The following is a 23723-nucleotide window of genomic DNA, read 5'->3' as shown; positions in this document are numbered from 1 at the left end:
GAATATTCCAACGAGGTCCGGGGGCCGCGCTGGATCAATCCGGGACCAGGGATGACAAACGCCTCCTCGCTCGAACGGCGCCTGCGCGCGGACATCACCGGCGACGTCCTGTTCGACGGCTTCAGCCGCGGCCGCTACGCCACCGACGCCTCGTTCTACCAGATCGCGCCGTCAGGCGTGGTCGTCCCAAGGACGATGGGCGAGGCGCTACGGGCCCTGGCGATCGCCCGCGATGAGGGCGTGAAGGTCACCCCGCGCGGCGGCGGCACCTCGCAATGCGGCCAGACCGTCAATGACGGGCTTGTGGTCGATCTCTCGAAGCACCTCAACAAGATCCTGTCGCTCGATGTCGAGGGCCGCGCATGCGTCGTCGAGCCCGGCATCGTGCTCGACGACCTCAACCGCCAGCTCAAAAAGCATGGCCTGTGGTTTCCGGTTGACGTTTCCACCGCATCGCGCGCCACCATCGGCGGCATGGCCGGCAACAATTCCTGCGGCGGCCGCTCGCTTCGCTACGGCACCATGCGCGACAATACGCTGTCGATGGAGGCCTCTCTCGCCGACGGCACGCTGAGCCGTTTTGGCGAGGTCTCGCGCGATCTCTCCGATCTCGACGCCGGCAACAACATGCGCGCGCTGTTCCGCGACATGCTCGATCTCGGCGCGCGCGAAGCCGACGAGATCGCTGCGCGCTTCCCCAAGGTGCAGCGCCGCGTCGGGGGCTACAATCTCGATGCGCTCACCCCGCGCAATGCCCGCAACAACATGGCGCATCTGCTGGTCGGCTCCGAAGGCACCCTCGCCTTCACCACCAAGGTCGAGCTGAAGCTGTGGCCCATCATCCGCAACAAGGTACTCGGCGTCTGCCATTTCGGCAGCTTTTACGAGGCGATGGATGCGGCCCAGCATCTGGTCAAGCTCAAGCCGATCGCGGTCGAGCTGGTCGACCGCACCATGATCGCACTCGGCCGCGATATCGCAATGTTCAAGCCGATCATCAATGCTGCCATCAAGGGCGATCCGGATGCCGTGCTGGTGGTCGAGTTCGCGGAAGAAGACCATGCGGACAATCTGTTGTGCCTCAAGCAGCTCTCCGGGCTGATGGGCGATCTCGGCTTCGGCTGGAATAACGACACCCGTAAGTGGGGCGGCGTGGTCGAGATCACCGAGCCTGCGCTGCAGAGCGGCATCGCCGATTTCCGCGCCGCAGGCCTCAACGTCATGATGTCGATGAAGCAGGAGGGCAAGCCGGTCTCCTTCGTCGAGGACTGCGCCGTGCCGCTGCCGCATCTCGCCGACTACACGGCGCGCCTGAACGAGGTGTTTGCGAAACACGGCACCAGCGGCACGATGTATGCGCACGCCTCCGAAGGCTGCCTGCATGTGCGGCCGGTGCTGAACCTCAAGCTGGAAAAGGACGTCAAGGCGATGCGTGCCATCGCCGAGGAGGCCTTCGCGCTGGTGCGCGAATACAAGGGCTCGCATTCCGGCGAGCATGGCGACGGCCTCGTGCGCTCCGAATTCCACGAGACCATGTTCGGCGAACGCCTCGTCGCCGACTTCCGCGAGGTGAAGAGGCGCTTCGATCCCGACGGCGTGCTCAATCCCGGCAAGATCGTCGACGCGCCCAAAATGGACGATCGCTCGCTGTTCCGCTTCAAGCCCGGCTATCGCGTCGGTGAGCTGAAGACAAAACTCGACTGGTCCGCTTATCCCGGCGCCGGCGGCGGCTTTCAGGGCGCCGTCGAGATGTGCAACAACAATGGCGCCTGCCGCAAGCTCGAGGGCGGCGTAATGTGCCCATCCTATCGCGCCACGCACGACGAGAAGGACGTCACGCGCGGGCGCGCCAACACGCTGCGGCTCGCGATCTCGGGCCAGCTCGGCCCGGATGCGCTCGCCTCGGACGAGATGATGGAGACGCTGAAGCTCTGCGTCTCCTGCAAGGCCTGCCGCCACGAATGCCCAACCGGCGTCGACATGGCCAAGATGAAGATCGAGGTGCTCGCGGCACGCGCAAGCTCCCATGGCTTGACGTTGCGCGATCGCCTGGTCGGCTACCTCCCACGCTATGCTGGTCTTGCCGCGCGCTTCGCTCCAATCGCGAATTTGCGCAACCATAGTCCGCTGCTGCGAAAGCTGTTCGAGCGCTTTGCCGGCATCAGCGCCCGCCGCGCCCTGCCCGCCTTCCGCAGCGACGTCTTCGTGGCGCCGGCGGAAACGGTCGGACCGGAGTCCGGCCGCGAAGTCGTGCTGTTCGCCGACACCTTCAACCGCATCTACGAGCGGGAGAACCTCGACGCCGCGCTGCGCGTGCTCGCGGCCGGCGGTTATCGCGTGCACATGCCAAAGCCCGCGAGCGGCAGCCGCCCGCTCTGCTGCGGCCGCACCTTCCTGTCGGCCGGTCTCGTCGATGAAGCCCGGTCCGAGCTCGACCGCCTCGTCGCCGCCTTCGCGCCCTTCGCCGCCCGCGGTGTACCGATCGTCGGCCTCGAGCCGAGCTGCCTCTTGACGCTGCGCGACGAGCTCGCCTCGCTGCGCAAGGACAACGACGCCAGGGCCGTCGGCGCCCATGCCCTCACCTTCGAGGAGTTTCTGGTGCGCGAGGCCGAAGCCGGCCGGCTGCAACTCCCGCTCGGCACCGTTGCCGACAAGGCTGTCGTGCACGGCCATTGCCATCAAAAATCCTTCGGCGCCTTCAAGCCGGTCGAGCAGGTGCTGCGCCTCGTCCCGGGCCTCAAGGTTGAGACCATCGAGTCCAGTTGCTGCGGCATGGCCGGCGCGTTCGGCTATGGTGCGGACACCTATGACGCCTCGATCGAGATGGCCGAGCTTTCGCTGCTGCCCGCCGTACGGAAGGCCGATCCGTCTACGCTGGTCGTCGCCGACGGCACGTCCTGCCGCCATCAAATCCACGACGGCACCCAGCGCCAGGCGCTTCACGTCGCGCGCGTGCTGGCGATGAGCCTCGACCGCGCCGAAGCCAATTCAACGTCAACTGCTGCAAAGGAAACAAGCCATGGCTGACCTCACGCTCGACACCGCCCGCAAGATCCTCGACGCCGCCTTCGCAAAGTCCACCGAGCTGAAGCTGAAGCCGTTGGTCGTCACCATCCTCGACGCACGCGGCGTGCTCAAGATCGCCGCCGCGCAGGACGGCACCAGCCTGATGCGCGCCGAGATCGCGCACGGCAAGGCCTATGGCGCGCTCGCCATGGGCATGGGCTCGCGCGCGCTGTATCAGCGGGCCCAGGAGCAGGCCTATTTCATCGACGCCGTGAACACCATCGCCAAGGGCGCCCTCGTGCCGGTCCCCGGCGGCGTGCTGATCATGGACGGCACGACGCTCCTTGGCGCAGTGGGCGTGTCCGGCGATACCTCGGACAACGACGAGGCCTGTGCGGTCGCCGGCATCCAGGCGGCGGGCCTGAAGGCCAACGCGGGGTAATCAGTCACGCCGGGGCGCGCCACCTGGCGCGCGCCGGCGAATGACGTCAGGCGAGAAAACCCAATTCTGCCTTGATACAGCTGTTTTGCCCGACGGAGCAAGCAGTTTTCGGTAAGACCGAAAATTCCCCAGGCGTTTCAACCCCATCTCTACTGTGCATGGGGTTGTTTTTTTGCTTCGTCACCTCCCCGTCCAGACCGGCTTGCGCTTCTCGCCGAACGCCTTCAGTCCCTCCTTGGCGTCCTCGGTCATCGCCAGCAGTGCGATCTGGCTTTCGGTGTAGGCAATGCTCTCGTCGAACGACATCGAGGCGATGGCGCGCATGGCGTATTTGCCACGACGAATGGCGGTCGGCGACTTGTCGACGATACGGCCGATCAACCAATCGACCTTGGCATCGAGCTCGGCTGTGGGCACGACGTAATTGAGCAGGCCGGCGTCTTTCGCAGCCGTCGCGTCAAAGGGCTCGCCGGTCAGCGCCCATTCATTGACAAGACGTCGCGGCGCGATCTCCTGCAGCAGGCTCAGCACCTGCATCGGAAACACGCCGACCTTCACCTCGGGCAGGCCGAAGATGACGTGATCGGCGGCAACAGCCATGTCGGTCATGCAGAGAAGGCCCATGCCGCCGGCCATGCAGACGCCGCCGACGCGCGCGATCGCGGGCTTGGTCGCATTCTGCGACAGGCGCAGCAAATCGGCATAGTCGACGTTCGGCCTGGAATGATCCATCGCGAAGGCGGCGCCGGAATTCTGCAAGTCCGCGCCGGCGCAAAACGCCTTGTCGCCCGCGCCAGTCAGCACGATGACGCGCACATCCTTGTCCTCATGCGCGTCGCGGTAGCCCTTGGTGATGCCGGCGATCACATCGCCGTTCAGCGCGTTGCGCTTCTCGGGCCGGTTAATGGTGATCCAGAACGCCTGCCCGCGCTTCTCGGTGATGACGCCTGTGGTGTCGCTCATGACGCTCCATCCTTGCTCCCGGTCTGCAGCCATTTGCGGCAGCTCGGGCGCGAGGTGCAAGGGCAATCTGCCAGGAGACACCGCTTTAGCGCCTCGACACAAATTGGCGCGCGATTGAGGCGCGAGTGCTGCTCAGGCCGCGGTCGCTTTCCGGATCCAGACCTTGTTGTCGTGGAACGCCGCGCCGCCAATCGGGGCGATCGTATCGGCGCCAGTGAGAGTGTTAATGCCGCGGCCACCGATATGATTCTTGTTCGGATGCACGGACTCCGCGATCAGCACGCCGCGCCGCACGCCCTCGAACAGCACGGCAATCAGCGTGGTCTCGCCCCTGGTGTTGCCGAGCGTCACGGCATCGCCATCGGCGATGTCGAGCGCGGCAGCGTCGAGCGGATGGATCATCACGCTCGCTTGGCCCTCGCGCGCCTGCGAGGACGGCGTCTCGTTGAAGGTGGTGTTGAGGAAGCTGCGCGACGGGCTGGTCGCGAGCCGGAACGGATGAGCCTGGTCGGCGTGCTCGATCACCGCCCAATGGTCCGGCAAATCAGGCATCTTGTCGAAATCGCCCATGGTCTGGCCAAACGGCGGATGCGCCCAATCGGCCCTGAAATGGAACTTCTTGTCGGCATGAGCGAAGCCATCGAGGTAGTGCGACGTGCGGAAGCCCGGCTGCAGATCGCGCCAGATGTCGGCCTCGAGGCCGGCGATGTCGCCGTGGTCGCTGAGCCTCAAGGTCGTGTCGATCAACTCGCGCGGCGTCATCTCGAAGCCCGGGTGCTTCGCGCCAAGCCGCGGCGCCAGCGCTTGCAACAGCTGGTGGTTGGAGCGGCACTCGCCGGGCGGATCGATCAGCTTGGGACCGACCGAGATGTGCTGATGGCCGCCACCATAATAGAGGTCGTCATGCTCCATGAACATGGTGGCCGGCAGCACGATGTCGGCCATCTCAGCCGTCTCGGTCATGAACTGCTCGTGCACCGCGACGAACAAATCCTCGCGCGCAAAGCCTTGGCGCACGAGCGCCTGCTCCGGCGCCACCGTCATCGGGTTGGTGTTCTGGATCAGCATCGCCTTGACCGGGCCCTTGCCGAGCAGCGCCTCGGCATCGCCGGTGAGGATGCGGCCGATCTGCGACTGGTCGAGCGCGCGGACCGTCTTGTCGAGCGCATCGTGCCCTTCGATGACGGATTCATTGAAGTGCCACAGCGCGTAATTGTTGAAGAAGGCGCCGCCGCCTTCGTACTGCCAGGCGCCGGTCACCGCGGGAATGCAGAGTGCCGCATGCATCTGCGTCGCACCGTTGCGCGAGCGGGTGAAGCCGTAGCCAAGGCGGAAAAACGTCCGCTGGGTCTCGCCGACGGCCTTGGCAAAGGCCTCGATCTCGGCCACCGGCACGCCGCAGATCGCGGACGCCCATTCCGGCGTGCGCGACTTCAGATGCGCCTCGAGCTCACCAGGGCAATCGGTGTACTTGTCCATATAGGCGCGATCGGCATAGCCGTCGCGGAACAGCACGTGCATCACACCACAGGCAAACGCGCCGTCGGTGCCGGGCCGCAGCAGAATCTTGATGTCCGCCTGCTTCATGGTCTCGTTGTCGTAGATGTCGACGGCTGCGATCTTCGCGCCGCGCTCCTTCCGCGCACGCGCGGCATGCGTCATCACGTTGACCTGGGTGTTGACGGGATTAGTGCCCCAGATCACGACGAGATCGGACAGCGCCATCTCGCGCGGATCGACGCCGGCAATCTTGCCGGTGCCGATCGCAAAGCCGATGCGCCCGACATTGGCGCAGATAGTTTGATAGAAGCGCGAATACTTCTTCACATGCGTGAGACGGTTGAGACCGTCTCGCATCACCAGCCCCATCGTGCCGGCATAGTAGTAAGGCCAGATCGACTCCGGACCGAACTCGCGTTCAGCCTGATTGAAGCGATGCCCGATCTCGTCCAGCGCCTCGTCCCAGGAGATCCGCGCGAACTGACCGGATCCCTTCGCGCCTGTGCGGCGCATCGGATACATCAAGCGCTCGGGATGATGGATACGCTCGGCATAGCGAGCGACCTTGGCGCAGACCACGCCAGCCGTGTAGGTCTGTTTTTTCGAACCGCGAACGCGGCCTATGCTGCGGCCTTCGACCACCTCGACATCGAGCGCACAAGCCGATGGGCAATCGTGCGGACAGGTGGAGTGGCGGATCTCGATCTTGGCGCGCTGGTTCATGGCCGATTTCGTAACACCAAAATACCTGTGAGCCGAGGGCATTTATCCGGCAACGCCCATGCAAAATGCTCAAGCCATGCGCGCGGCGTGTTCCTCCCGCTACCCCGAAAACGATCCGATATTCCTGCCAGAATCGACTTTGTGAGGCGTCGACAGTCTGCGTCCACCGCCGCTAGAGTGCCGGCCAACAAAAACGAGTTCAGGGAGGTGGGTGCGATGGCCCGACATCTGATGCTGGCGCTGGCCGCCGGCCTGCTCACCGCATTCTCGGCTAGCCCATCCCCGGCGCAGGATTATCCGGCGCACGCGGTCCGCATTGTCGTGCCGTTCGGCGCGGGCGGACCTGCCGACGTCGCGGCCCGGCTGATCGGGCAGGCGCTGCAGGAGCGCTTCGGCCAACCCTTCGTGGTCGAGAACCGCACCGGCGCGGGCGGCGTCATCGGCACCGTCGAGGCGGCGAAGTCGCCGGCCGACGGCTACACCTTGCTGATGATGTCCAACACGCAGACGGCCAATGAATCGCTGCTGACGCCGGAGCAGCGCAAATATGATTTGATGCGCGACCTCGCGCCGATCGCGCCGGTGAATTATTCCGATCTCGTCATCGTGGTGAACCCGCAAGTCCCGGCGAAGACGCTGCAGGAATTCATCGCGCTGGCCAAGGCGCAGCCCGGCAAGTTGAACTACGCGTCCTCCGGCCAGGGCACGCCGTACCACATGGCCGGCGAGCTGTTCAAAGCCATGGCCGGCATCGACGTCGTCCATGTCCCCTACCGCAACAGCGGCGAAGCCCGCAGCGGCGTCATCGGCGGACAGGTGCAGATGATGATCGACGCCGTGCCGGCGATGGCGCCGAACATCGGCGAGAACCAGGTTCGCGCGCTCGCAACCACCGGCCAGCAGCGCTCTGCGGTGCTGCCGAATATCCCGACTGCCGGCGAGGCTGGCGTTCCCGGCTATGAGGCGACGATCTGGCTCGGCCTGATGACCCCGGTGGGCACACCAAAGCCCGTCGTCGACAAGCTCAATGCAGCCGTGACCGCGATGGTGAAGCGACCCGACATCGTCAAGCTCTGGACCGAGCAGGGTGCCCTACCCATGTCGATGTCGCCGGAGGAGTTTGGAAAATTCCTGCGCGGCGACATCGCGAAATGGGCCGACGTGGTCAAGAAGTTTAGCAAGTCCTAAGGCCTGATAGTCATGCCCGTCATTCAATTCCAGCTCAACGGCGCGACGGTGGCGGTGGACGCCGGTCCTGACGAGACGCTGCTCGATGTGCTGCGCAGCCGGCTCGGCATCGTCAGTCCGCATTTTGGTTGCGGGGCCGGTGAATGCGGGGCCTGTCATGTGATGGTCGACAACCACGCGATGGCGTCCTGCGATATGCCGATGTGGTCCGTGGCCGACAAGGCCGTCGTGACACTGGAGGGCCTCGGGACGGCCGAGCAGCCGCATCCACTGCAACGCACGTTCATCACCGAACAGGCGATGCAGTGCGGCTATTGCGTCTCGGGAATCCTGATCAGTGCTGCGGCGCTGCTGAAGCGCAATCCATCGCCGACAGAGGCGGAAGTCAGAGCTGCGCTCGATCGCAATCTGTGCCGCTGCGGATCGCACAATCGCATGGTCCGCGCTGTGCTGCGAGCGGCATCGGAGATGGCGACATCATGAGTACGGCGCCCCCTGCCCCGAAGCTGCCGGTCAGCCTGGCCGCCAATCCAAGACTGTCGTCCTGGGTGAAGTTCACTGTTGAAGGCCGCGTGGCGATCTCACCCGGCAAGGTTGAAATCGGCCAGGGCATCGTGACGGCGCTGGCGCAGATCGCGGCGGACGAGCTCGACATCGAGATCGGCCGCATCGAGATGATCCGCGCCTCGACCGCGACAAGCCCGAACGAGGGCGTCACCTCCGGCAGCCTGTCGATCCAGCAATCCGGCCGCGCGCTGCGCCACGCCTGTGCCGAAGTGCGCCAGCGTTTCCTCGCTGCAGCATCGGAACGTCTTGGCGTAGACGCCTCGCTGCTTGGTGTCGAGGATGGCACGATCTCGGGTCCCGGCAATGTCAGGACCAGCTATTGGGAGCTGTCGCGTGACGTCTCGCTCGACCAGGATGCCGTCGCGGGCGCGATTGCCAAATCCGCCGTCACACGCAGCGTGGCTGGACAGTCGATCCAGCGCGTCGATATTCCAGACAAAGTGTTCGCGCGGCCACGCTTCATTCATGATCATGCGTTACAGGGGCTAGCGCACGGGCGCGTGCTCCGGCCGGACGTCTCGGGCGCCAGGCTGATCGCCCTCGACGAAAGCGCCGCGCGCACGGTCTCGGGATTCGTGGCAATCGTCCGCGACGGCAGCTTCGCGGGCGTCGTCGCCGGCACCGAAGCCGCGGCGGAAGCAGCGCTGAAAGCCATGCGCAAAGGCGCGAAATGGTCGGCCGGCGAACCGCTGCCTGATGAGAACGATCTCGCCGGCTTCCTGAAGAGCCAGCCGGTCGAAACGACAATCATTGACACCAGGGCAGCAGCCGCGACAAAGGCTACACGCACGCTCCGCCGGCAATACACCCGCCCTTACATCGCGCATGCCTCGATCGCCCCGTCCTGCGCGATGGCGCAATGGGACGGCGACCGTGTCCATGTCTGGACCCACAGCCAGGGCGTCTACCTGCTGCGCGCCGATCTCGCGATCGTCCTCAAGCTGCCGGTTGAAAACATCGTCGTCGAGCACATGGAGGGCGCGGGCTGCTACGGGCATAACGCTGCTGACGACGTCGCGCTCGATGCCGTGCTACTCGCCAAAGCTGCCGGCGGCCGCCCGGTGCGGGTGCAATGGACGCGTCACGACGAGATGTCCCACGCGCCGTTCGGTGCAGCGATGGCGATCGAGATCGAGGCCGAGCTGGATGCCGACAACGAGATCGTCGGCTGGCATCACGCGATCTGGAGCAACGGCCACGCCGCGCGGCCGGGGCGCGCGGCACAACCCGCACTGCTGGCGGCCAGCGAGATCGCCAATCCCTATCCGCGCATGATCTCGACGAATCCGCCGGCCGCCAATGGCGGCGGCGGAGACCGCAACTCCGTCCCGCTCTACGACTTCCCGGCCTGGACGATCACGAGCCATCGCTTGCTGACCATGCCGGTACGCACCTCGGCGCTGCGGACACTCGGCGCACAGGGCAACGTATTCGCGATCGAATCCCTGCTCGACGAGATCGCTGCCCTGCGCGGCGAGGATCCGATCGCGTTCCGCTTGCGCCACCTCCGCGACGAGCGGGCGAAGGATGTCATCCGCACCGCCGCGCAACGCGCAAGATGGAAACCCGTGAAGCAGGCCGGCATCGGCTACGGGGTCGGCTTCGCCCGCTACAAGAACACCGGCGCCTATTGCGCTGCCATCGCCGAGGTTGAAGGTGCCGACGACATCCGCGTGAGGCGCCTGACGCTCGCGGTCGACGTCGGCGAGGCCATCAACCCTGACGGCGTGATCAACCAGATCGAGGGCGGCGCGATCCAGGCGACGAGCTGGGTGCTGAAGGAGAGCGTTCGCTTCGACCAGAGGCGCATCACATCGACCTCATGGTCGAACTATCCGATCCTGACGTTCAGCGAGGTTCCGGCGGTGGATGTCGAGATCATCCAGCGGCCGGAGGTCGAGCCGGTCGGCGCCGGTGAGGCCGCGCATGGTCCGGTGACGGCGGCGATCGCGAATGCCGTCTTCGACTGTCTCAGCGTACGCGTGCGCGACCTTCCGATGACGCGAGACAAGATCATTGCAGCCATGGAGCCTGCATCGTGACGACAGTGAACATTTTGAGCGGCGGCGCGGCGCAAGGCCTGGTGCGCGGCCTCAGCGAGGCCTTCAAGGCGCAGACCGGCTTCGGCATAGATGGCGAATTCGGCGCGGTCGGCTTGATGGCGGACAAGCTGCGTGCAAGCACGCCGGCCGATCTCGTGATCCTGACGCGGGCCCTCGTTGCCAGGCTCGCCGCAGAGAAGCTCGTGGCCCCCTCCTCGATCGCCGACATAGGCCGCGTAGAGACCGCTCTCGCCGTCCGCAGCCACGATCCCAGGGTGAACGTGAAGACGGAAGCCGATCTGCGCGAGGTCCTGCGCTCCGCGGATGCGATCTACGTCCCTGATACCAAGGCCTCGACCGCGGGCCAGCACGTCGCAAAAGTGCTGGATCACCTTGGCATCGCCTACGAGGTCACATCACGCCTGAAGATCTTTCCGAACGGTGCAACGGCGATGCACGAACTGGCGGCGTCCACCGCGACAAGGCCGATCGGATGCACGCAGGCGACCGAAATCATCGCCACCGACGGCATCGTGCTATCAGGCTCGCTGCCGCCAGGATCCGAGCTGGTGACCATGTACACGGCCGGCGTCACGACGCAGGCGGCGCATCCGAAGGAGGCGGCGGCACTGATTGCGCTCCTGACCGGCGCAGATCACAGGGACCTGCGCCAGCGCGTGGGCTTTGCCAGCTGATGCGAAGCTCACTTGTGCAGCTGGGTAAGACCGGTCGGCGGACGCAAACTATCGCAAGCGCGGTTCGCCGGCCAATACCGGCGAGCGCACGACAGCTATCCCTTGTATCCCATCAGCAGGCGGGGCAGCCACAACGAGAACGCCGGGACATAGGTCACGAACATCAGAGCTGCGATCAGTGCGGCGTAGAACGGCAGGATGGTGCGCATCACCGCGCCGACCGAGATGCCGCCGATGGCGCAGCCGACGAACTGAGTGGTTCCGACCGGCGGGGTGTTCAGCCCCAGGGCGCAGTTGATCAGCATCAGCATGCCGAACTGCACGGGATCCATGCCGGCCTTCATCGCGATCGGCAGGAAGATCGGAGTGCAGATCAGGATGGTCGCCGCCATGTCCATGAACGTGCCGAGCACGAACAGGATGATGTTGATTAGCAGGAAGATCATCCAGGGCTGCGTGGACACCTTGCTCATCAGGTCGCCGGCGAAGTCGGCAACTTCGTAGAGGCCCATCAGATACTGGAACATGGTGGAGACGCCGATCAGCAGCAATACCACGCCGGTCGTCTTCACCGCCTTGGCGGCGGCGTGCAGGAAGTTGTTCCAGGTCATGGTCCGATAGATGAAGAACGTCAGCACTATCGTGTAGGTGACGGCCACGGCCGCGGATTCAGTGGCCGTGAAAACGCCGGACAGGATGCCCGTCAGGATGATGCCGACGATCAAAAGGCCGGGCAGAGCGGCCGCGAACGAGCGGGCGACCTCGGCCCAGCCGGGGAATTTGCCAGCGGGATAGCCGCGCTTCACGGCGACCGCGTAGGCGGCGACCAGCATGCAAATCATCAGGACAAGCGCCGGCAGCAGGCCCGCGGCGATCAGCGCGCCGATCGAGACCTTGCCGCCGGCGGCGAGCGCATAGATGATCATGTTGTGGCTGGTCGGCATCAGCGCGCCAACGAGCGAGGCGTGCGTGGTGACGTTGACGGCGTAGTCGGTGTCAAACCCCTCTTTTTTCATCATCGGGATCATCACCGCGCCCATCGCCGACACGTCGGCCACGGGCGAGCCGGAGACGCCACCGAACAGCGTACAGGCGACCACGTTCGACATGCCGAGGCCGCCGCGGATGTGGCCGACGAGATTCTTGGCAAGCTGCACGATCTTGTCGGCGACGCCGCCATGCAGCATCAGCTCACCGCTGAAGACGAAGAACGGAATAGCCAGGAACGAGAAGATGTTCATCCCCGACATCATCTGCTGGAAGATGACCGCGACCGGCAGGCCTTCGTAGAGGATGGTGCAGATCGCCGAGAGGCCAATCGCGAAGGCGACAGGCACGCCCAGGACCAGGAAGCCGAAGAACGTGGCGCCGAGAATTATCAGTTCCATGAGGGAACGACCTCTTCGCCACGCAGGAGAGCAATGATGTGCTCGATTGAAAAGGAGACGATCAGAACGCCAGACGCAACCAGCGGCACGTAGCGAACAACCTCAGGGAAGCCGAGATTGGGGATATGCACGGTCCCGACCGACGCACCGAGGATCCAGCCGTTGTAGACCATGGCAACACCGAACAGAGCCACCAGGACATGGATCACGAGCTCGACCTTCTCTCGCAGGTGATCCGGGAGCATCACCAGCAGACTGTCCATGCCGATATGTCCGGCATCGCGAACGCCGACGGCAGCACCGATCAGCGTGACATAGAGGATCAGGACCAGGGCGAGGTTTTCGGTCCAAGTCGGGCTGGAGTTGAGCACGTAGCGGCCGAACACCTGGTAGAACACGATGGTGACGATGACGAGCAGTCCGGTCACGGACAGGTACATGCCCGCCCGGGCGATGGGCGCATTGATCCGCGACAGCAGACCGGTGGACGGACGTCCTGGCTGCTGCTCGTTGTCTGCGACGTGTGGGTCTGTCATCCCGCCCCTCCTGGTGAGGATCCGGCGCCGCGCAGAGGCGATGCCGGACCCGGTCCCTCGTGCTCTTACTTGGTATCCTGGATGCGCTTGACGAGGCTCGAGAGCTTCTCATCACCGGCGAACTTCTGGTACACCGGCTTCATCGCGTCGACGAACTCCTGCTTGTTGGCGACCGTGACGACCTGAACGCCGGCGGCTTCGACGGTCTTGCGGGACGCCTGCTCGCGTTCGTCCCAGAGCTTGCGCATGACCGGCACCGATTCCTTTGCGGCCTTGCGGATCATCGCCTGATCTTCCTTGGTCAGCGTGTCCCAGACCTTCTTGGACATCACGAGGACTTCCGGCGCCAACGAGTGCTCGGTGACGTTGTAGAACTTGGCGGCCTCGAAATGACGCGAGGACTCGTAGGAGGGCCAGTTGTTCTCGGCAGCATCGACCAGGCCGGTCTTGAGCGCGGTGTAGACCTCGCCATACGGCATCGGCGTCGGATTGGCGCCGAGGCTCTGGATCATGCCGACCCAGAGGTCGGACTGCTGGACGCGGATCTTCAGGCCCTTGACGTCCGCGAGCGACTTGATCGGCGCCTTGACGGTGTAGATCGAACGGGCGCCGCTGTCGTAGTAAGCGAGGCCGATCAAACCCGCCGGCTCCATGGCCGCAAGGATCTCATCGCCGATCGGCCCGTCGAGAACGGTGCGCATATGCTGCGTATCGCGGAAGACGAACGGCAGGCACAAGGCGACGGTTTCCGGTACGAAATTGTTCAACGGCGAGGCGTTGATCCGCATCATGTCGAGCGCGCCGATCTTGAGCTGCTCGATAGTGTCCTTCTCCGAGCCCAGAGCGCCGTTCGGAAACACCTTGACGCCGAGCTTACCGCCGCTCGCAGTCGCGAGCTGCTTGCCCATGAACTTGACCGCTTCAACGGTCGGATAGTCGACCGGATGGACGTCGGCCGAGCGGAAATCGCGTGCAGTCGCGAACGGCGCCGAGACAGCCAGCGTAGCGGCTGCGATGATACCGATGATCGTCTTCATCTGGGGCTTCCTCCTGAGTTGATTATGTCGTCGTTGGGCTGGTGCTACAGACCACCTTGCGTCGCGCCACTTCGGGTGTGAAGTCAAGCGTTGCAACTGCACCACCTTCGTAGGATAGCGCTGCGGGACCGAGTGGATTCGGCTGGTTAACGATCGCTGCCCGGGACCGTGCGGTGCTCGTCGCGCCCGCTCCTGCGGGAGACCCGTGCGGCAGGTGCCGGCTCCCCGGCAATCGGGCCGCGCCATCGGCCAACGCCGGATGCGCGGTAACGATGCTCATCGTATCCATGGACGTTCCTCTGGCTTGTGCTCGACCGCTATTGGTTGCGGCTTGGAGTTCGGGCGAGACGATGGCCTCATTCATTTTGAACGCGGCATACCGGCACGATATCTCCAACGTCGTCCCTAGGGCGGGCGACATTCTGAGTCCAAGCCAAATGCGGCATCGATCGATGCTGGACTTGCATTGATCCCCAGCCCCCCGGGAAGGGCAATCGGCAAAATATTCTGCTTTTACGAAATATCCACGGCGGCCAGCGCGCGGTCGCGATCATCACGGCTTGGCGCGGCCAGGCTCACTCGCCGTCGAGGCCACTCTCGGCAAGCTCGCGCAGCGCATCGATGTCGAGCACGACGATGGCACCGTGCTCGAGCCGCACCCAGTTACGGCCGGCCCAGGCGCGCAATTGCTTGTTGATACTCTCGCGCGTCATGCCCACCATCTCGCTGATCTCCTGCTGGGTAATCGCGAGCGTGCCGCTGCCGGAGTCGAACTTGCGCTCCTCGGTAAGGCCGAGCAGCGCGCTCGCCAGCCGGCCCGGCAGATTCTGCAAGATCACCTGCTCGACCTGCTGGCTGGTCCAGCGCAACCGCGCACAAAGCAGCTCGATGAACTTCATCGCCAGGGCCGGCTGACTCTTCACGAATGGAAGGAAGTCGCGGCGGTCGATGATGTAGAGTTCGCAATTGGTGTTCGCGGTGGCATCCGCCGATCGCGGCGCACCATCAAGCACGGCGATCTCGCCGAAGATCTCTCCGGGACCGATCAGGTTGAGAATGGCGTTCCGACCATCAGGTGACGAGGAGGATATTTTGACTGTTCCCGTGATCACTGCGAACAGATTGTTGCCGGGATCGCCCTTGGCGGCGATCGTCGCCCCGCGCTTGACCGTGGTGTGCTTGGCGTAGCGGCACAGTTGATCGAGCGCGTCCGGATCCAGATCCGCGAAGATCGGGTGCTTGCGCAGAACCGAGAGTTTGTTGCCCGACGACTGTCGGGGGTCGCCGGTCTTGTCCTGAGGCACGCCGGGACTCCTGAGACTGCGAGGCACTGGAGTTCCTGCGTAGTCAGTGTTGCCTGGCTTTTCAACCGGAAAGCGCGGACACGGTTTGATGCAAATGCGGTTAAAATGCCCCGGTCGCACCGCGAATCGCACCCGAAGGGTGCGCCGATGCAATTCAAACCATGCAGAGTTGCAGCAATAGGCCGGCTGATCGCACGTCAGAATGCGATGGTTATCGCAGGAATCTCAGCGCTTCGCGTCCGAATCGGGCCTGCCCACACTGGTTTGTCGGTCCGCCCAAGCCAGCGCTGCCGCGAATACGACAAAAACGATCACGACGGCCATGGTCACCAGCAGCGCGTCAGTCGGCATCATGCCCTCCCCAGCTTTGTTCCGGGCATTTATTGGCGAGGCGCACCTGTCGTCATTGATCCCGATCAAAAATCAGCGGCGACTCCGGCAAGGCCGGAACTCAGGCCGCGGCCAAAGCCTCGACCAGTGCTGGATCGCGCAAGCTGATGCCGCCATGGACGATCTCGATTGCCCCGTGCCGTTCCAGCTTGGTAAAGGTGCGGCTGACCGTTTCGATGGTCAGGCCGAGATAGTCCGCAATGTCCTGCCGGCTCATTGGAAGCGGAACCATATCCGACACCCCATTGAGCGACTGCAGCCGCAGGCGCCAGCCGAGCAGAAAGCTTGCCAACTTCTCGTCCGCCGCCCGGCGACCCAGCAGAACCATGTGGTCGCGTGCCTGGCTCAGTTCGCGAACGGCGAGTTCGTTGATCCGCCGTAGCAGGTGCGGCCGCTCCTCCATGAAGCGCCCGAACGGCACCTTGGCGAACTGACACACAGTCACCGCGCCAATCGCATCGGCCGAAAAATTGTGGCGGCCGGACGTATTCATCCCCAGGAAATCGCCGGGCAAGGCAAAGCCGACGATCTGCCGGCGGCCGTCTGGCAGCAGCTTATAAAGCCGCATCACGCCTTCGAGGAGGTTGTAGAACGAGGTCGTGATGTCCTCCTCGGAAAACACCGTCTCTCCCGAACCGAAATGAACGCGTCGCCCGAGATGCTCGAACTCACGGAGCTCGGCCGGGTCCAGCGACGCACAAACCGCGAAGCCGCGGACCGCACAGTCGCTACAAAAATGGCAGTTCGGTTCAATCATCGCCACGGAAGCCTTCATCCACCGCTCCAAGCGTCGCCGAATCTCCGCACCAGAGGGAGTCCACCGCGCCACGTGCATTTTACTGCAACCCGCCAAAGCCGATTGACCCAGATCAAATTTGGCGCCTGTATCCCGCCCTATTCTTCGTCGAGGGTTCGACGGGGCCAATTTCCATGCTTCAAACCGCGCTGCGCCACGGCCTGATTGGGCTGCTCTTGACTACTCCTGCGCTCGCCGCACCGAATGCTGCGCAACGCGGCAAGGCCTATGCACGCGCCAACTGCGCGCGCTGCCATGCGATTGACCGTCGGTCCGAAAGCCCGCTCAAGATCGCGCCGCCGTTCAGGACCCTGCACCAGCGCTACCCGATAGACTCTCTTCAGGAAGCACTCGCCGAGGGCATCTATACCGGCCACGCCGACATGCCCGCTTTCGAGCTCGAGCCGGACGAGATCCACGACCTTCTGTCCTATCTCAAAACGCTCGAGTAGCCTCGGGAACATCACACCGCGTTCACCGTCCAGCCGATCAGCTCCCTGGCGATGCGCGCAAAGGCCGCGTCGAACGCTTCAACCGCAGCGGCGGCATTGATCTTGTCCAGCTTCTCGCTGGCCTCCATAAGACGTGATCCAACCACCTTGCCATTCTTGTCGACGATCCGCGCCGACAGTCCGATCTCGACGCGCGGCTCGCCCTCAGTTGCAATGCGGAAATGCCTGATGTCGATCAGGAGTTGATAGTCCGCCGCCCCCAGGTCGGTCGTCCGTAGCGGGGCGTGTCCGATGTCGTAGTTCTCAAAACTGTCGATCAGCCGCGCCTGCACCAGCTTTGGAATACTGTCGGCCCACAGGAAGTCGGCAAAGCCCGTGACGTCGCCAACCGGGGTGAACAGCATACGCTGCGTCTGGAGCATCGCGACTGCGGTCGGCTCGGGGATGGCAAGCGACGCGGAGAGCGTCTTGCCGACGGGCCCGAGATTCTTCGGCGAGTGGAGGTCGTAGGTGATTTTTGGCGCGGGCGCACCACCGCCGGTCATCTTCTCAAGGCCCGCCAGAATGCCGTCGATCTTGCCGGTGTTGCGCGCAAGGCCGTCAGAGAATGTCTTGAGATTGGCGATGGTGTCCTTGAGCGGACCCGAATTGTCCTCGAGCACGGTGTCGACCCGCCGCAATGCCTCGCGTGCCGCCTGCGTCATGCTTTGGCCCGCGCCGGCCTCGGCGATCAAGGTCAGCGGTTCGCCGGACTTGGCAACGATCATGCCGCCCTCCAGCGTCACCACCGGTACGCCTGTCAGTCCCTGAAACTCGAGTCCGACCTTGGTATCGGTACGCACCGGTGTTGCCGAGGCAACGGAGATCGTCGCGTTGACGAAACGCGGATTGTCAGACGCGAGACCAAGCTGCGTCACCTCACCGACGCGGATGCCATTGAACAGCACGCCGGCACCGACCAGTAGGCCCGGCACCGGCCCTTGGAATTGCACATGGTAATTCGTGCGCGGCCCGATGCCGCCCGTGTTGTTCAGCCAATAGACGAAGCCGAACACCGCGAGGATCGCAGCGAGCACGAAGGTGCCGACCAGCACGTAGGGAGCTCGGGTTTCCATGTTTCATCTCATCTGTGGTTGCAGCATCTGCGAGCGCTTGCCGTGGAAATAGGCCCGCACCCAGGGATGCTCGGATTGCAGCAGCTCACGCATCGGGCCAATCGCCACGATCTTGCCGTCGGCGAGCGCGGCGACGCGGTCGCAGACCGTGTTGAGGCTAGCGAGATCGTGGGTGACCATGAACACGGTGAGCCCCAGCGTCTTTTGCAGCGTCCTGATCAGCGCGTCGAAATCGCCGGCGGCAATCGGATCAAGGCCGGATGTCGGCTCGTCCAGGAACAGGATCGGCGGATCGAGCGCGAGCGCGCGTGCAAGCGCGACGCGCTTGGTCATGCCGCCGGAGAGCTCTGACGGATATTTGTCGCCGTCCTCCGCCCGCAGCCCGACCATTTCGAGCTTGGCGATCGCGATTTCGTCCATCAGCTCCGGCGACAGCACGAGATTTTCGCGAAACGGAAATTGCACGTTCTGCCGGACCGTGAGCGACGAGAACAGCGCGCCCTGCTGGAACAGGATGCCCCATGTCGCGGCCGTGCTGCGATCATGCGCTCCACCGATCGGCTGCCCCATGATTTCGATAGCGCCACTGCGACGCGGGATGAGGCCGATGATGGTGCGCATCAACACCGATTTGCCGCCACCGGACGCGCCCACCAGCCCAAGAATCTCACCACGGCGGACATCGAGCGACAGATGGTCGAGCACGGTTTGGTGGCCGAAGCCGACCACGAGATCACGAACGCGGATCGCGAACTCTTCTCGCTGTTCGGGCATGGTCACATTCCGATCGAAGCGAAAAAGATCGCGAACAGGCCGTCGAGCACGATCACCAGGAAGATCGATTTCACCACCGACGTCGTCGTCTGCCGACCGAGCGACTCCGCGCTCCCCTTCACGCGCAATCCCTCGCTGCAGGCAACGATCCCGATCACCAGCGCCATGAACGGCGCCTTGAGGATGCCGACCTCGAAATGGGTGACGGAGATCGCCTCATGCAGCCGGGCTATGTAGATCGCCGGCCCCATGTCGCCGTAAAACTGCGCGACGAGGCCGCCGCCGTAGAGAGCGGCCATCGATCCGATGAAAGCGAGGATGGGCAGCGCGATGACGAGCGCGGCCACGCGCGGCAAGATCAGGACGTCGACGGGATCGAGCCCCATGGTCGAGAGCGCGTCGATCTCCTCGCGCATCTTCATTGAGCCAAGCTCAGCGGTGTAAGCGCTTCCCGAGCGGCCAGCGACCATGATGGCGACGATCAGGACGCCGAGCTCGCGCAGGACGAGGATGCCGACCATATCGACCGTGTATGATTCTGCGCCGAACCTGCGGAAATGGAAGAACCCCTGCTGGGCGATGATAGCGCCGATCAGGAACGTGATCAGCACGATGATCGGAATCGCCTGAAAACCGATTCGGTTGAGCTGGTAGACCAGTGATGTCAACCGTAGCGCGCGGGGCCTGCGCACGACACCGACCACCGCCATGAACAAGGCGCCGAGCATTTGCAGGAAGATCGCGATGTCTTCGCGGGCGCTGACCGTAGCCTTGCCGAGATCGGTCAACCTGAGCAGGACCGGATTAGGTGCAGCTGCCGGCGCCGGCGCGTGACGATTGACCTGCCGCACCTCCTCCAACAGGCCGCTGAAATGATCGGCTACACCGACCACCTCAGCTAGCCTTCCGGATGACGCAGCCTTGCGCGACAGTTTCTCCAGAATCCAGGCACCGAGCGTGTCGAGCGCGCTGATACCCGACATGTCCAGCGTTACACGTCGCGATCGATCGACATCTGCGCCCACCGATCGGCACAGGGTTTCGAGCACTGACACATTGGCTGCAATCCACGGCCCTTCGGGTCGCAACTTGATCCCATCTCCGGACGGGGTTGCCAGCAGCAGGGGTTCCGAATTCACGCGCATATCCTCATGGGACGACCAGCCCCAACGGTTCTTCTAGGCCGGGATCGGGTGGCCCGATTGACCTGCCTCAAACATGAGTTCGCGTCCGTTCCTCTTGACGCAAATCAATGGCCCTCAGGACCGCCCGCATAGGCTCGCGCCATCCAATGGAGACCGCCAATGTTCGACACCGCCAGAATGAGCGACGAGCTGAAAGCACTAAAGGTCGACGTCACGCGTCTGCTGAGCAGCGCTGGCGCGGAGATGTTCGAGACATCGAAGGACCGCACCGAGGCTCTCGCCGATCAGATCAAGGCCGCGCTGGCCGAACTGGGCGAGACCGTGAGCGAAGAACAGGAGCAGCTCCATGATCTCGTCACGGAGCGCCCGGTGGCCTCGCTCGCGTCCGCCTTTGCGCTCGGCGTGGTCGTCGGCTTCATGCTGAGGAGGCACTAGGTGAATACAGAGAATGTGGTCAAACATCTGCGCGCCCTTTGGCGCACGGACAGAATCATCGCGGATATCCGGCTGCGCCATTTGCTGGTCGGACTTGGCCTGCGCGCCTTCGCGGCACTGATCGCTGCATTCGGGCTCCTTATGCTGGAGCTCTCCGCCTATTTCGCTCTGGTCCAGATCTGGAGCGCGATCGCCGCGGCCGCCGCGCTCGGAGCGATCAATTTCACCATCGCGGTTGTTCTGTTCATCGTCGCGGGACGCGCGCCCTCGGGGCGCGACATCGAACTGGCCAATGAAATCCACGATACGTCAATCGAAGCTCTTCAGGTCGAAGCCCGAGCGTTTCAGGCCCAGTTGACCGGCGCAGTCCATCATCCGCTCAACACGATCGTGCCTGTCCTGGTGCCGCTGATCGCGATCATCGTCAAGAATATGCGAAAGACGGCCAGAGATCCCTCCGCAGACACGACGTCCGAAGCACGGCCATAACCAGCGCGCCTCAGAGCCTCAGCCGGACGTCGCAGATATCGGGTTCGGTCGGATCCGGCTTCACCTCGAAGCCGAGCTGCCTGCACATCTCGAGCATCACGACGTTCTCCTTGAGCACGTCGCCTGAGATGGTCTTGAGTCCTTCCGACCTCGCGTATTCGATGATCAGTTGCATCAGGGCCCAGCCGAGCCCCCTGCCCTTGAGGTCGGACCGCAGCAGGATCGCGTATTCACCGCTCTCATAGACCGAATCCGAGTGGATCCGCACCACTCCAACCATTTCATTGCTGTCATCGAACGCAATGAACGCCATGGCGCGCGCATAGTCGAGCTGGGTCAGACGCGCGACGAACTCATGAGTGAACTCCTTCATCAGGGCGAAGAAGCGCAGACGGAGATCCTCTGGCGTGACGTGACGCAGGAATTCGTGGATAGTCGGCTCGTCCTCGGGACGGAGGGGGCGCACCGAGATGTGCCAACCGTCCTTGAGCGTGAGGCGGCGCTCCCACTGCGACGGATAAGCACGAACAGCGAAGTTGGCGGGGCCTGAGCCCGCGAATTTCCGCTGTGGCGACCCTACCGCGACGCGCGCATCGACTGCCGTTACGCCAGTTTCGTCCGCGAGCAGCGGGTTGATATCGAGCTCACGGATCTCGGGAATGTCCGTCGCCATCTGCGCCAGCTTGACCAACACCATGGCGACGGCGTCCTGCTTGACGGCCGGTACGTCCCGGTACGCAGCTAATAATCGCGACACCCGCGTACGTCCGATCAAGTCTCGGGCGAGCTGCAAGTCCAGCGGCGGCAATGCCAGCGCCTTGTCGTTGATGATCTCGACAGCCGTCCCGCCGCGACCGAACACGACGACGGTGCCGAAGGTTGGATCATCGGCGAGGCCCAGGATCAACTCGCGCGCCTTGGGTTTCACGACCATCGCCTGGACGATGACTCCATCGATGCGGGCTTCGGGCCTTAGTTTCCTGGCCCGCGCGAGGATATCAGCCGCCGCCGCACGCACCGCAGGCGGCGTGGTCAGATTGAGCACGACACCGCCGACATCGGATTTATGCACGATATCGCGCGACATGATCTTGAGCACGACGGTGGCGCCTTGCGCAAATATTTCATTCGCGCACGCGACCGCCTGCTCGGCATCTGCAGCTGCATAGGTCGGCACCATGGCGATGTCATAGCACCCGAGCAGATGTTTGATCTCGACCGGATCAAGCCATTTGCGTCCGTCGGCGATGGCCCTCGTCATGATCTGCTTCGCCGCGGCGACGTCAGGCACGAAGGTGTCGGGCATCGCCGGAGGAACCTGGCTCAGCTCATCGACCGCCTCGCGATGCCGGACCAAATGCATGAAGCCACGCACCGCGTCGTCTTCGGTCGGATAGTTCGGAATGCCGGCGCCGGACAGCGTCGCAATGATCTCCTGATCGGCTCCGACCCAGGCGGCGAGCACGGGCTTGGCCCAACTGCGGTGCTTCTCGCGATATTTGACGACGAGCTCCGTCACGGTTGTCGCGATCGCTGCAGCCGATGCGATCGCGGTCTGTACGTTCAGCACGAGGATTGCATCATTGCTGGGATCGTCGAGCAACACCTCCAGCGCTGCGGCATAACGCGACGCATCGGCGTCTCCGACGATATCGACGGGATTGGCGCCGGACCAGGTCGACGGCAGCACAGCATCGAGCTTCGCACGTGTCTCCGGTGTCATGGGTGCCGGGAGTCCGCCGAGGTCGACCAGCCGGTCGACGGCCAGAACGCCTATGCCGCCGCCATTGGTCAAAATGGCGAGGCGCTTTCCCGCCGGCGATCCGATCCGGCCGAGCGTTTCGGCACAATCGAACAGCTCGCGCAGATCCGACACCCGAAGGACGCCAGCGCGGCGGAAGGCTGCATCATAGACAGCGTCGGCGCCAGCGAGCGCTCCGGTATGCGTCGCGGCCGCCTTCGCACCCTGTGCCATGCGGCCGGACTTCACCACCACGACGGGCTTGACGCGCGCAGCCGCGCGCGCCGCCGACATGAATTTCCGTGCGTCCTTGATCGCCTCGATATAGAGCAGGATCGCGCGGGTGTTGTGGTCCATCGCGAAATGGTCGAGCAGATCCGCAATGTCGACATCGATCTGGTCGCCAATCGTGACGATGCCCGAAAAGCCGACGCCGCGCTGCGCGGCCCAATCCACCATGCCGGCCGCGATCGCGCCCGATTGCGAAATCAAAGCAAGGTTTCCTGCCGCAGGCGTGTGTGCGGCGAAGCTCGCATTGAGGTTTGCGCCGGGCATCATGATGCCAAGGCAATTGGGACCAATCAGCCGCATTCCATGATTGCGGGCGGCAGCGATGGCGGCCTCCTGCAAGGATCCCGGGCCATGGCCAAGTCCGGCCGAGATAATCAAGGCACCGGCCGAGCCGCGACGGCCGGCCTGGTCGATGATATCAGGGATCTCACGCGCTGGCGCGGTGACGACAACGAGCTCGGGCACGAAGGACAATTGCGCAAGGCTACTCGCTGCAGCCATGCCGCCGATCTCGGCATGGCGCGGGTTCACCAGGCCAAACTGCCCCTTGAATCCAGCCTTACGAATGTTCTCCAGGACCGCGCGCCCGACAGAGACCGGGCGAGAGCTTGCGCCGACTAGCGCGACAGATCTTGGCGATAGCACGTTTTTCAGGCGGTAAGTCGACATGACTATATTCGTCCGTTCGGGCAACAGGTCCGACA

The 23723-nt window shown here is 63.9% G+C and carries 21 protein-coding genes; 9 read left to right on the top strand and 12 right to left on the bottom strand.

Translation table 11 applies throughout. From position 1 onward, the window contains the following. Window positions 1–51: 51 nt before the first annotated feature. A complete protein-coding gene (locus M2427_RS27420) occupies window positions 52–3027 on the top strand; it encodes an FAD-binding and (Fe-S)-binding domain-containing protein (RefSeq protein WP_280709994.1) in 2976 nt (991 codons plus the stop codon). Beyond that, a complete protein-coding gene (locus tag M2427_RS27415; protein ID WP_027531975.1) occupies window positions 3020–3448 on the top strand; it encodes a heme-binding protein in 429 nt (142 codons plus the stop codon). The genes M2427_RS27420 and M2427_RS27415 overlap by 8 nt, the downstream gene beginning before the upstream one ends. 180 nt (window positions 3449–3628) lie before the next feature. Here M2427_RS27415 and M2427_RS27410 read toward each other — a convergent pair whose 3' ends face one another. Both M2427_RS27410 and M2427_RS27405 read right to left on the bottom strand, forming a co-directional pair. Continuing rightward, the gene (locus M2427_RS27410) at window positions 3629–4411 is read right to left on the bottom strand and encodes an enoyl-CoA hydratase/isomerase family protein (RefSeq protein WP_280709993.1); all 783 of its coding nucleotides are present in this window, start codon (window positions 4409–4411) and stop codon (window positions 3629–3631) included. 132 nt (window positions 4412–4543) lie between these two features. Further along, a complete protein-coding gene (locus tag M2427_RS27405) occupies window positions 4544–6634 on the bottom strand; it encodes a molybdopterin oxidoreductase family protein (protein WP_280709992.1) in 2091 nt (696 codons plus the stop codon). Window positions 6635–6850: 216 nt separating this feature from the next. Here M2427_RS27405 and M2427_RS27400 point away from each other — a divergent pair, with 216 nt between their 5' ends. From M2427_RS27400 to M2427_RS27385, 4 genes are read left to right on the top strand one after another with little or no spacing between them, the layout of a single operon-like run. Continuing rightward, complete coding sequence (locus tag M2427_RS27400; protein WP_280709991.1) at window positions 6851–7822, top strand: tripartite tricarboxylate transporter substrate binding protein; 972 nt, start codon at window positions 6851–6853, stop codon at window positions 7820–7822. A gap of 12 nt (window positions 7823–7834) precedes the next feature. Further along, the gene (locus M2427_RS27395) at window positions 7835–8305 is read left to right on the top strand and encodes a 2Fe-2S iron-sulfur cluster-binding protein (RefSeq protein WP_280709990.1); all 471 of its coding nucleotides are present in this window, start codon (window positions 7835–7837) and stop codon (window positions 8303–8305) included. Next, window positions 8302–10431: a molybdopterin cofactor-binding domain-containing protein gene (locus tag M2427_RS27390; RefSeq protein WP_280709989.1), complete on the top strand. Its 2130-nt coding sequence runs from the start codon at window positions 8302–8304 to the stop codon at window positions 10429–10431. The genes M2427_RS27395 and M2427_RS27390 overlap by 4 nt, the downstream gene beginning before the upstream one ends. Beyond that, complete coding sequence (locus M2427_RS27385; protein WP_280709988.1) at window positions 10428–11126, top strand: substrate-binding domain-containing protein; 699 nt, start codon at window positions 10428–10430, stop codon at window positions 11124–11126. The genes M2427_RS27390 and M2427_RS27385 overlap by 4 nt, the downstream gene beginning before the upstream one ends. 95 nt (window positions 11127–11221) lie before the next feature. On the opposite strand, the gene M2427_RS27380 is transcribed toward M2427_RS27385, so the two are convergent. The 6 genes from M2427_RS27380 to M2427_RS27355 form a co-directional block, all read right to left on the bottom strand. Beyond that, a complete protein-coding gene (locus M2427_RS27380) occupies window positions 11222–12514 on the bottom strand; it encodes a TRAP transporter large permease (protein WP_280709987.1) in 1293 nt (430 codons plus the stop codon). Next, window positions 12505–13050, bottom strand: coding sequence for a TRAP transporter small permease (locus M2427_RS27375; RefSeq protein WP_280709986.1), 546 nt, complete (start codon window positions 13048–13050; stop codon window positions 12505–12507). Before M2427_RS27375 ends, M2427_RS27380 begins: the two co-directional genes overlap by 10 nt. 65 nt (window positions 13051–13115) lie before the next feature. Continuing rightward, complete coding sequence (locus M2427_RS27370; protein WP_280709985.1) at window positions 13116–14087, bottom strand: TRAP transporter substrate-binding protein; 972 nt, start codon at window positions 14085–14087, stop codon at window positions 13116–13118. A gap of 575 nt (window positions 14088–14662) precedes the next feature. After that, a complete protein-coding gene (locus tag M2427_RS27365; protein ID WP_280709984.1) occupies window positions 14663–15391 on the bottom strand; it encodes a Crp/Fnr family transcriptional regulator in 729 nt (242 codons plus the stop codon). A 225-nt stretch (window positions 15392–15616) separates the two neighbouring features. After that, window positions 15617–15745 (bottom strand): hypothetical protein, encoded by a 129-nt coding sequence (locus tag M2427_RS27360; RefSeq protein ID WP_280709983.1) that lies wholly within the window; start codon window positions 15743–15745, stop codon window positions 15617–15619. Window positions 15746–15842: 97 nt separating this feature from the next. Then, window positions 15843–16556, bottom strand: coding sequence for a helix-turn-helix domain-containing protein (locus tag M2427_RS27355; protein ID WP_280710065.1), 714 nt, complete (start codon window positions 16554–16556; stop codon window positions 15843–15845). A 155-nt stretch (window positions 16557–16711) separates the two neighbouring features. Between M2427_RS27355 and M2427_RS27350 the strand changes: the two genes are divergently transcribed. Then, the gene (locus tag M2427_RS27350; protein ID WP_280709982.1) at window positions 16712–17029 is read left to right on the top strand and encodes a cytochrome c; all 318 of its coding nucleotides are present in this window, start codon (window positions 16712–16714) and stop codon (window positions 17027–17029) included. Between the two features lie 11 nt (window positions 17030–17040). Here M2427_RS27350 and M2427_RS27345 read toward each other — a convergent pair whose 3' ends face one another. The 3 genes from M2427_RS27345 to M2427_RS27335 are packed head-to-tail and all read right to left on the bottom strand — an operon-like array spanning window position 17041 to window position 20057. Next, window positions 17041–18144, bottom strand: a complete 1104-nt coding sequence (locus M2427_RS27345) for an MlaD family protein (RefSeq protein WP_280709981.1) — start codon at window positions 18142–18144, stop codon at window positions 17041–17043. A gap of 3 nt (window positions 18145–18147) precedes the next feature. After that, a complete protein-coding gene (locus M2427_RS27340; RefSeq protein ID WP_280709980.1) occupies window positions 18148–18918 on the bottom strand; it encodes an ABC transporter ATP-binding protein in 771 nt (256 codons plus the stop codon). A 2-nt stretch (window positions 18919–18920) separates the two neighbouring features. Then, window positions 18921–20057, bottom strand: a complete 1137-nt coding sequence (locus M2427_RS27335) for an ABC transporter permease (RefSeq protein WP_280709979.1) — start codon at window positions 20055–20057, stop codon at window positions 18921–18923. Between the two features lie 165 nt (window positions 20058–20222). Between M2427_RS27335 and M2427_RS27330 the strand changes: the two genes are divergently transcribed. After that, window positions 20223–20498, top strand: coding sequence for a hypothetical protein (locus tag M2427_RS27330; RefSeq protein ID WP_280709978.1), 276 nt, complete (start codon window positions 20223–20225; stop codon window positions 20496–20498). After that, window positions 20499–20987, top strand: coding sequence for a phage holin family protein (locus M2427_RS27325; protein WP_280709977.1), 489 nt, complete (start codon window positions 20499–20501; stop codon window positions 20985–20987). Between the two features lie 10 nt (window positions 20988–20997). Here the strand turns inward: M2427_RS27325 and M2427_RS27320 are convergent, their stop codons facing one another. Next, window positions 20998–23688 carry a bifunctional acetate--CoA ligase family protein/GNAT family N-acetyltransferase gene (locus tag M2427_RS27320; protein ID WP_280709976.1) on the bottom strand — a complete coding sequence of 897 codons (2691 nt, stop codon included), beginning with the start codon at window positions 23686–23688 and terminating at the stop codon, window positions 20998–21000. Window positions 23689–23723: the final 35 nt, after the last annotated feature.

The sequence above is a fragment of the Bradyrhizobium sp. BR13661 genome (assembly GCF_029892425.1).
Classification (GTDB): Bacteria; Pseudomonadota; Alphaproteobacteria; order Rhizobiales; family Xanthobacteraceae; genus Bradyrhizobium.
Note: the sequence above shows the minus strand (reverse complement) of the source record. Positions and strands in the feature narration are given on the sequence as shown.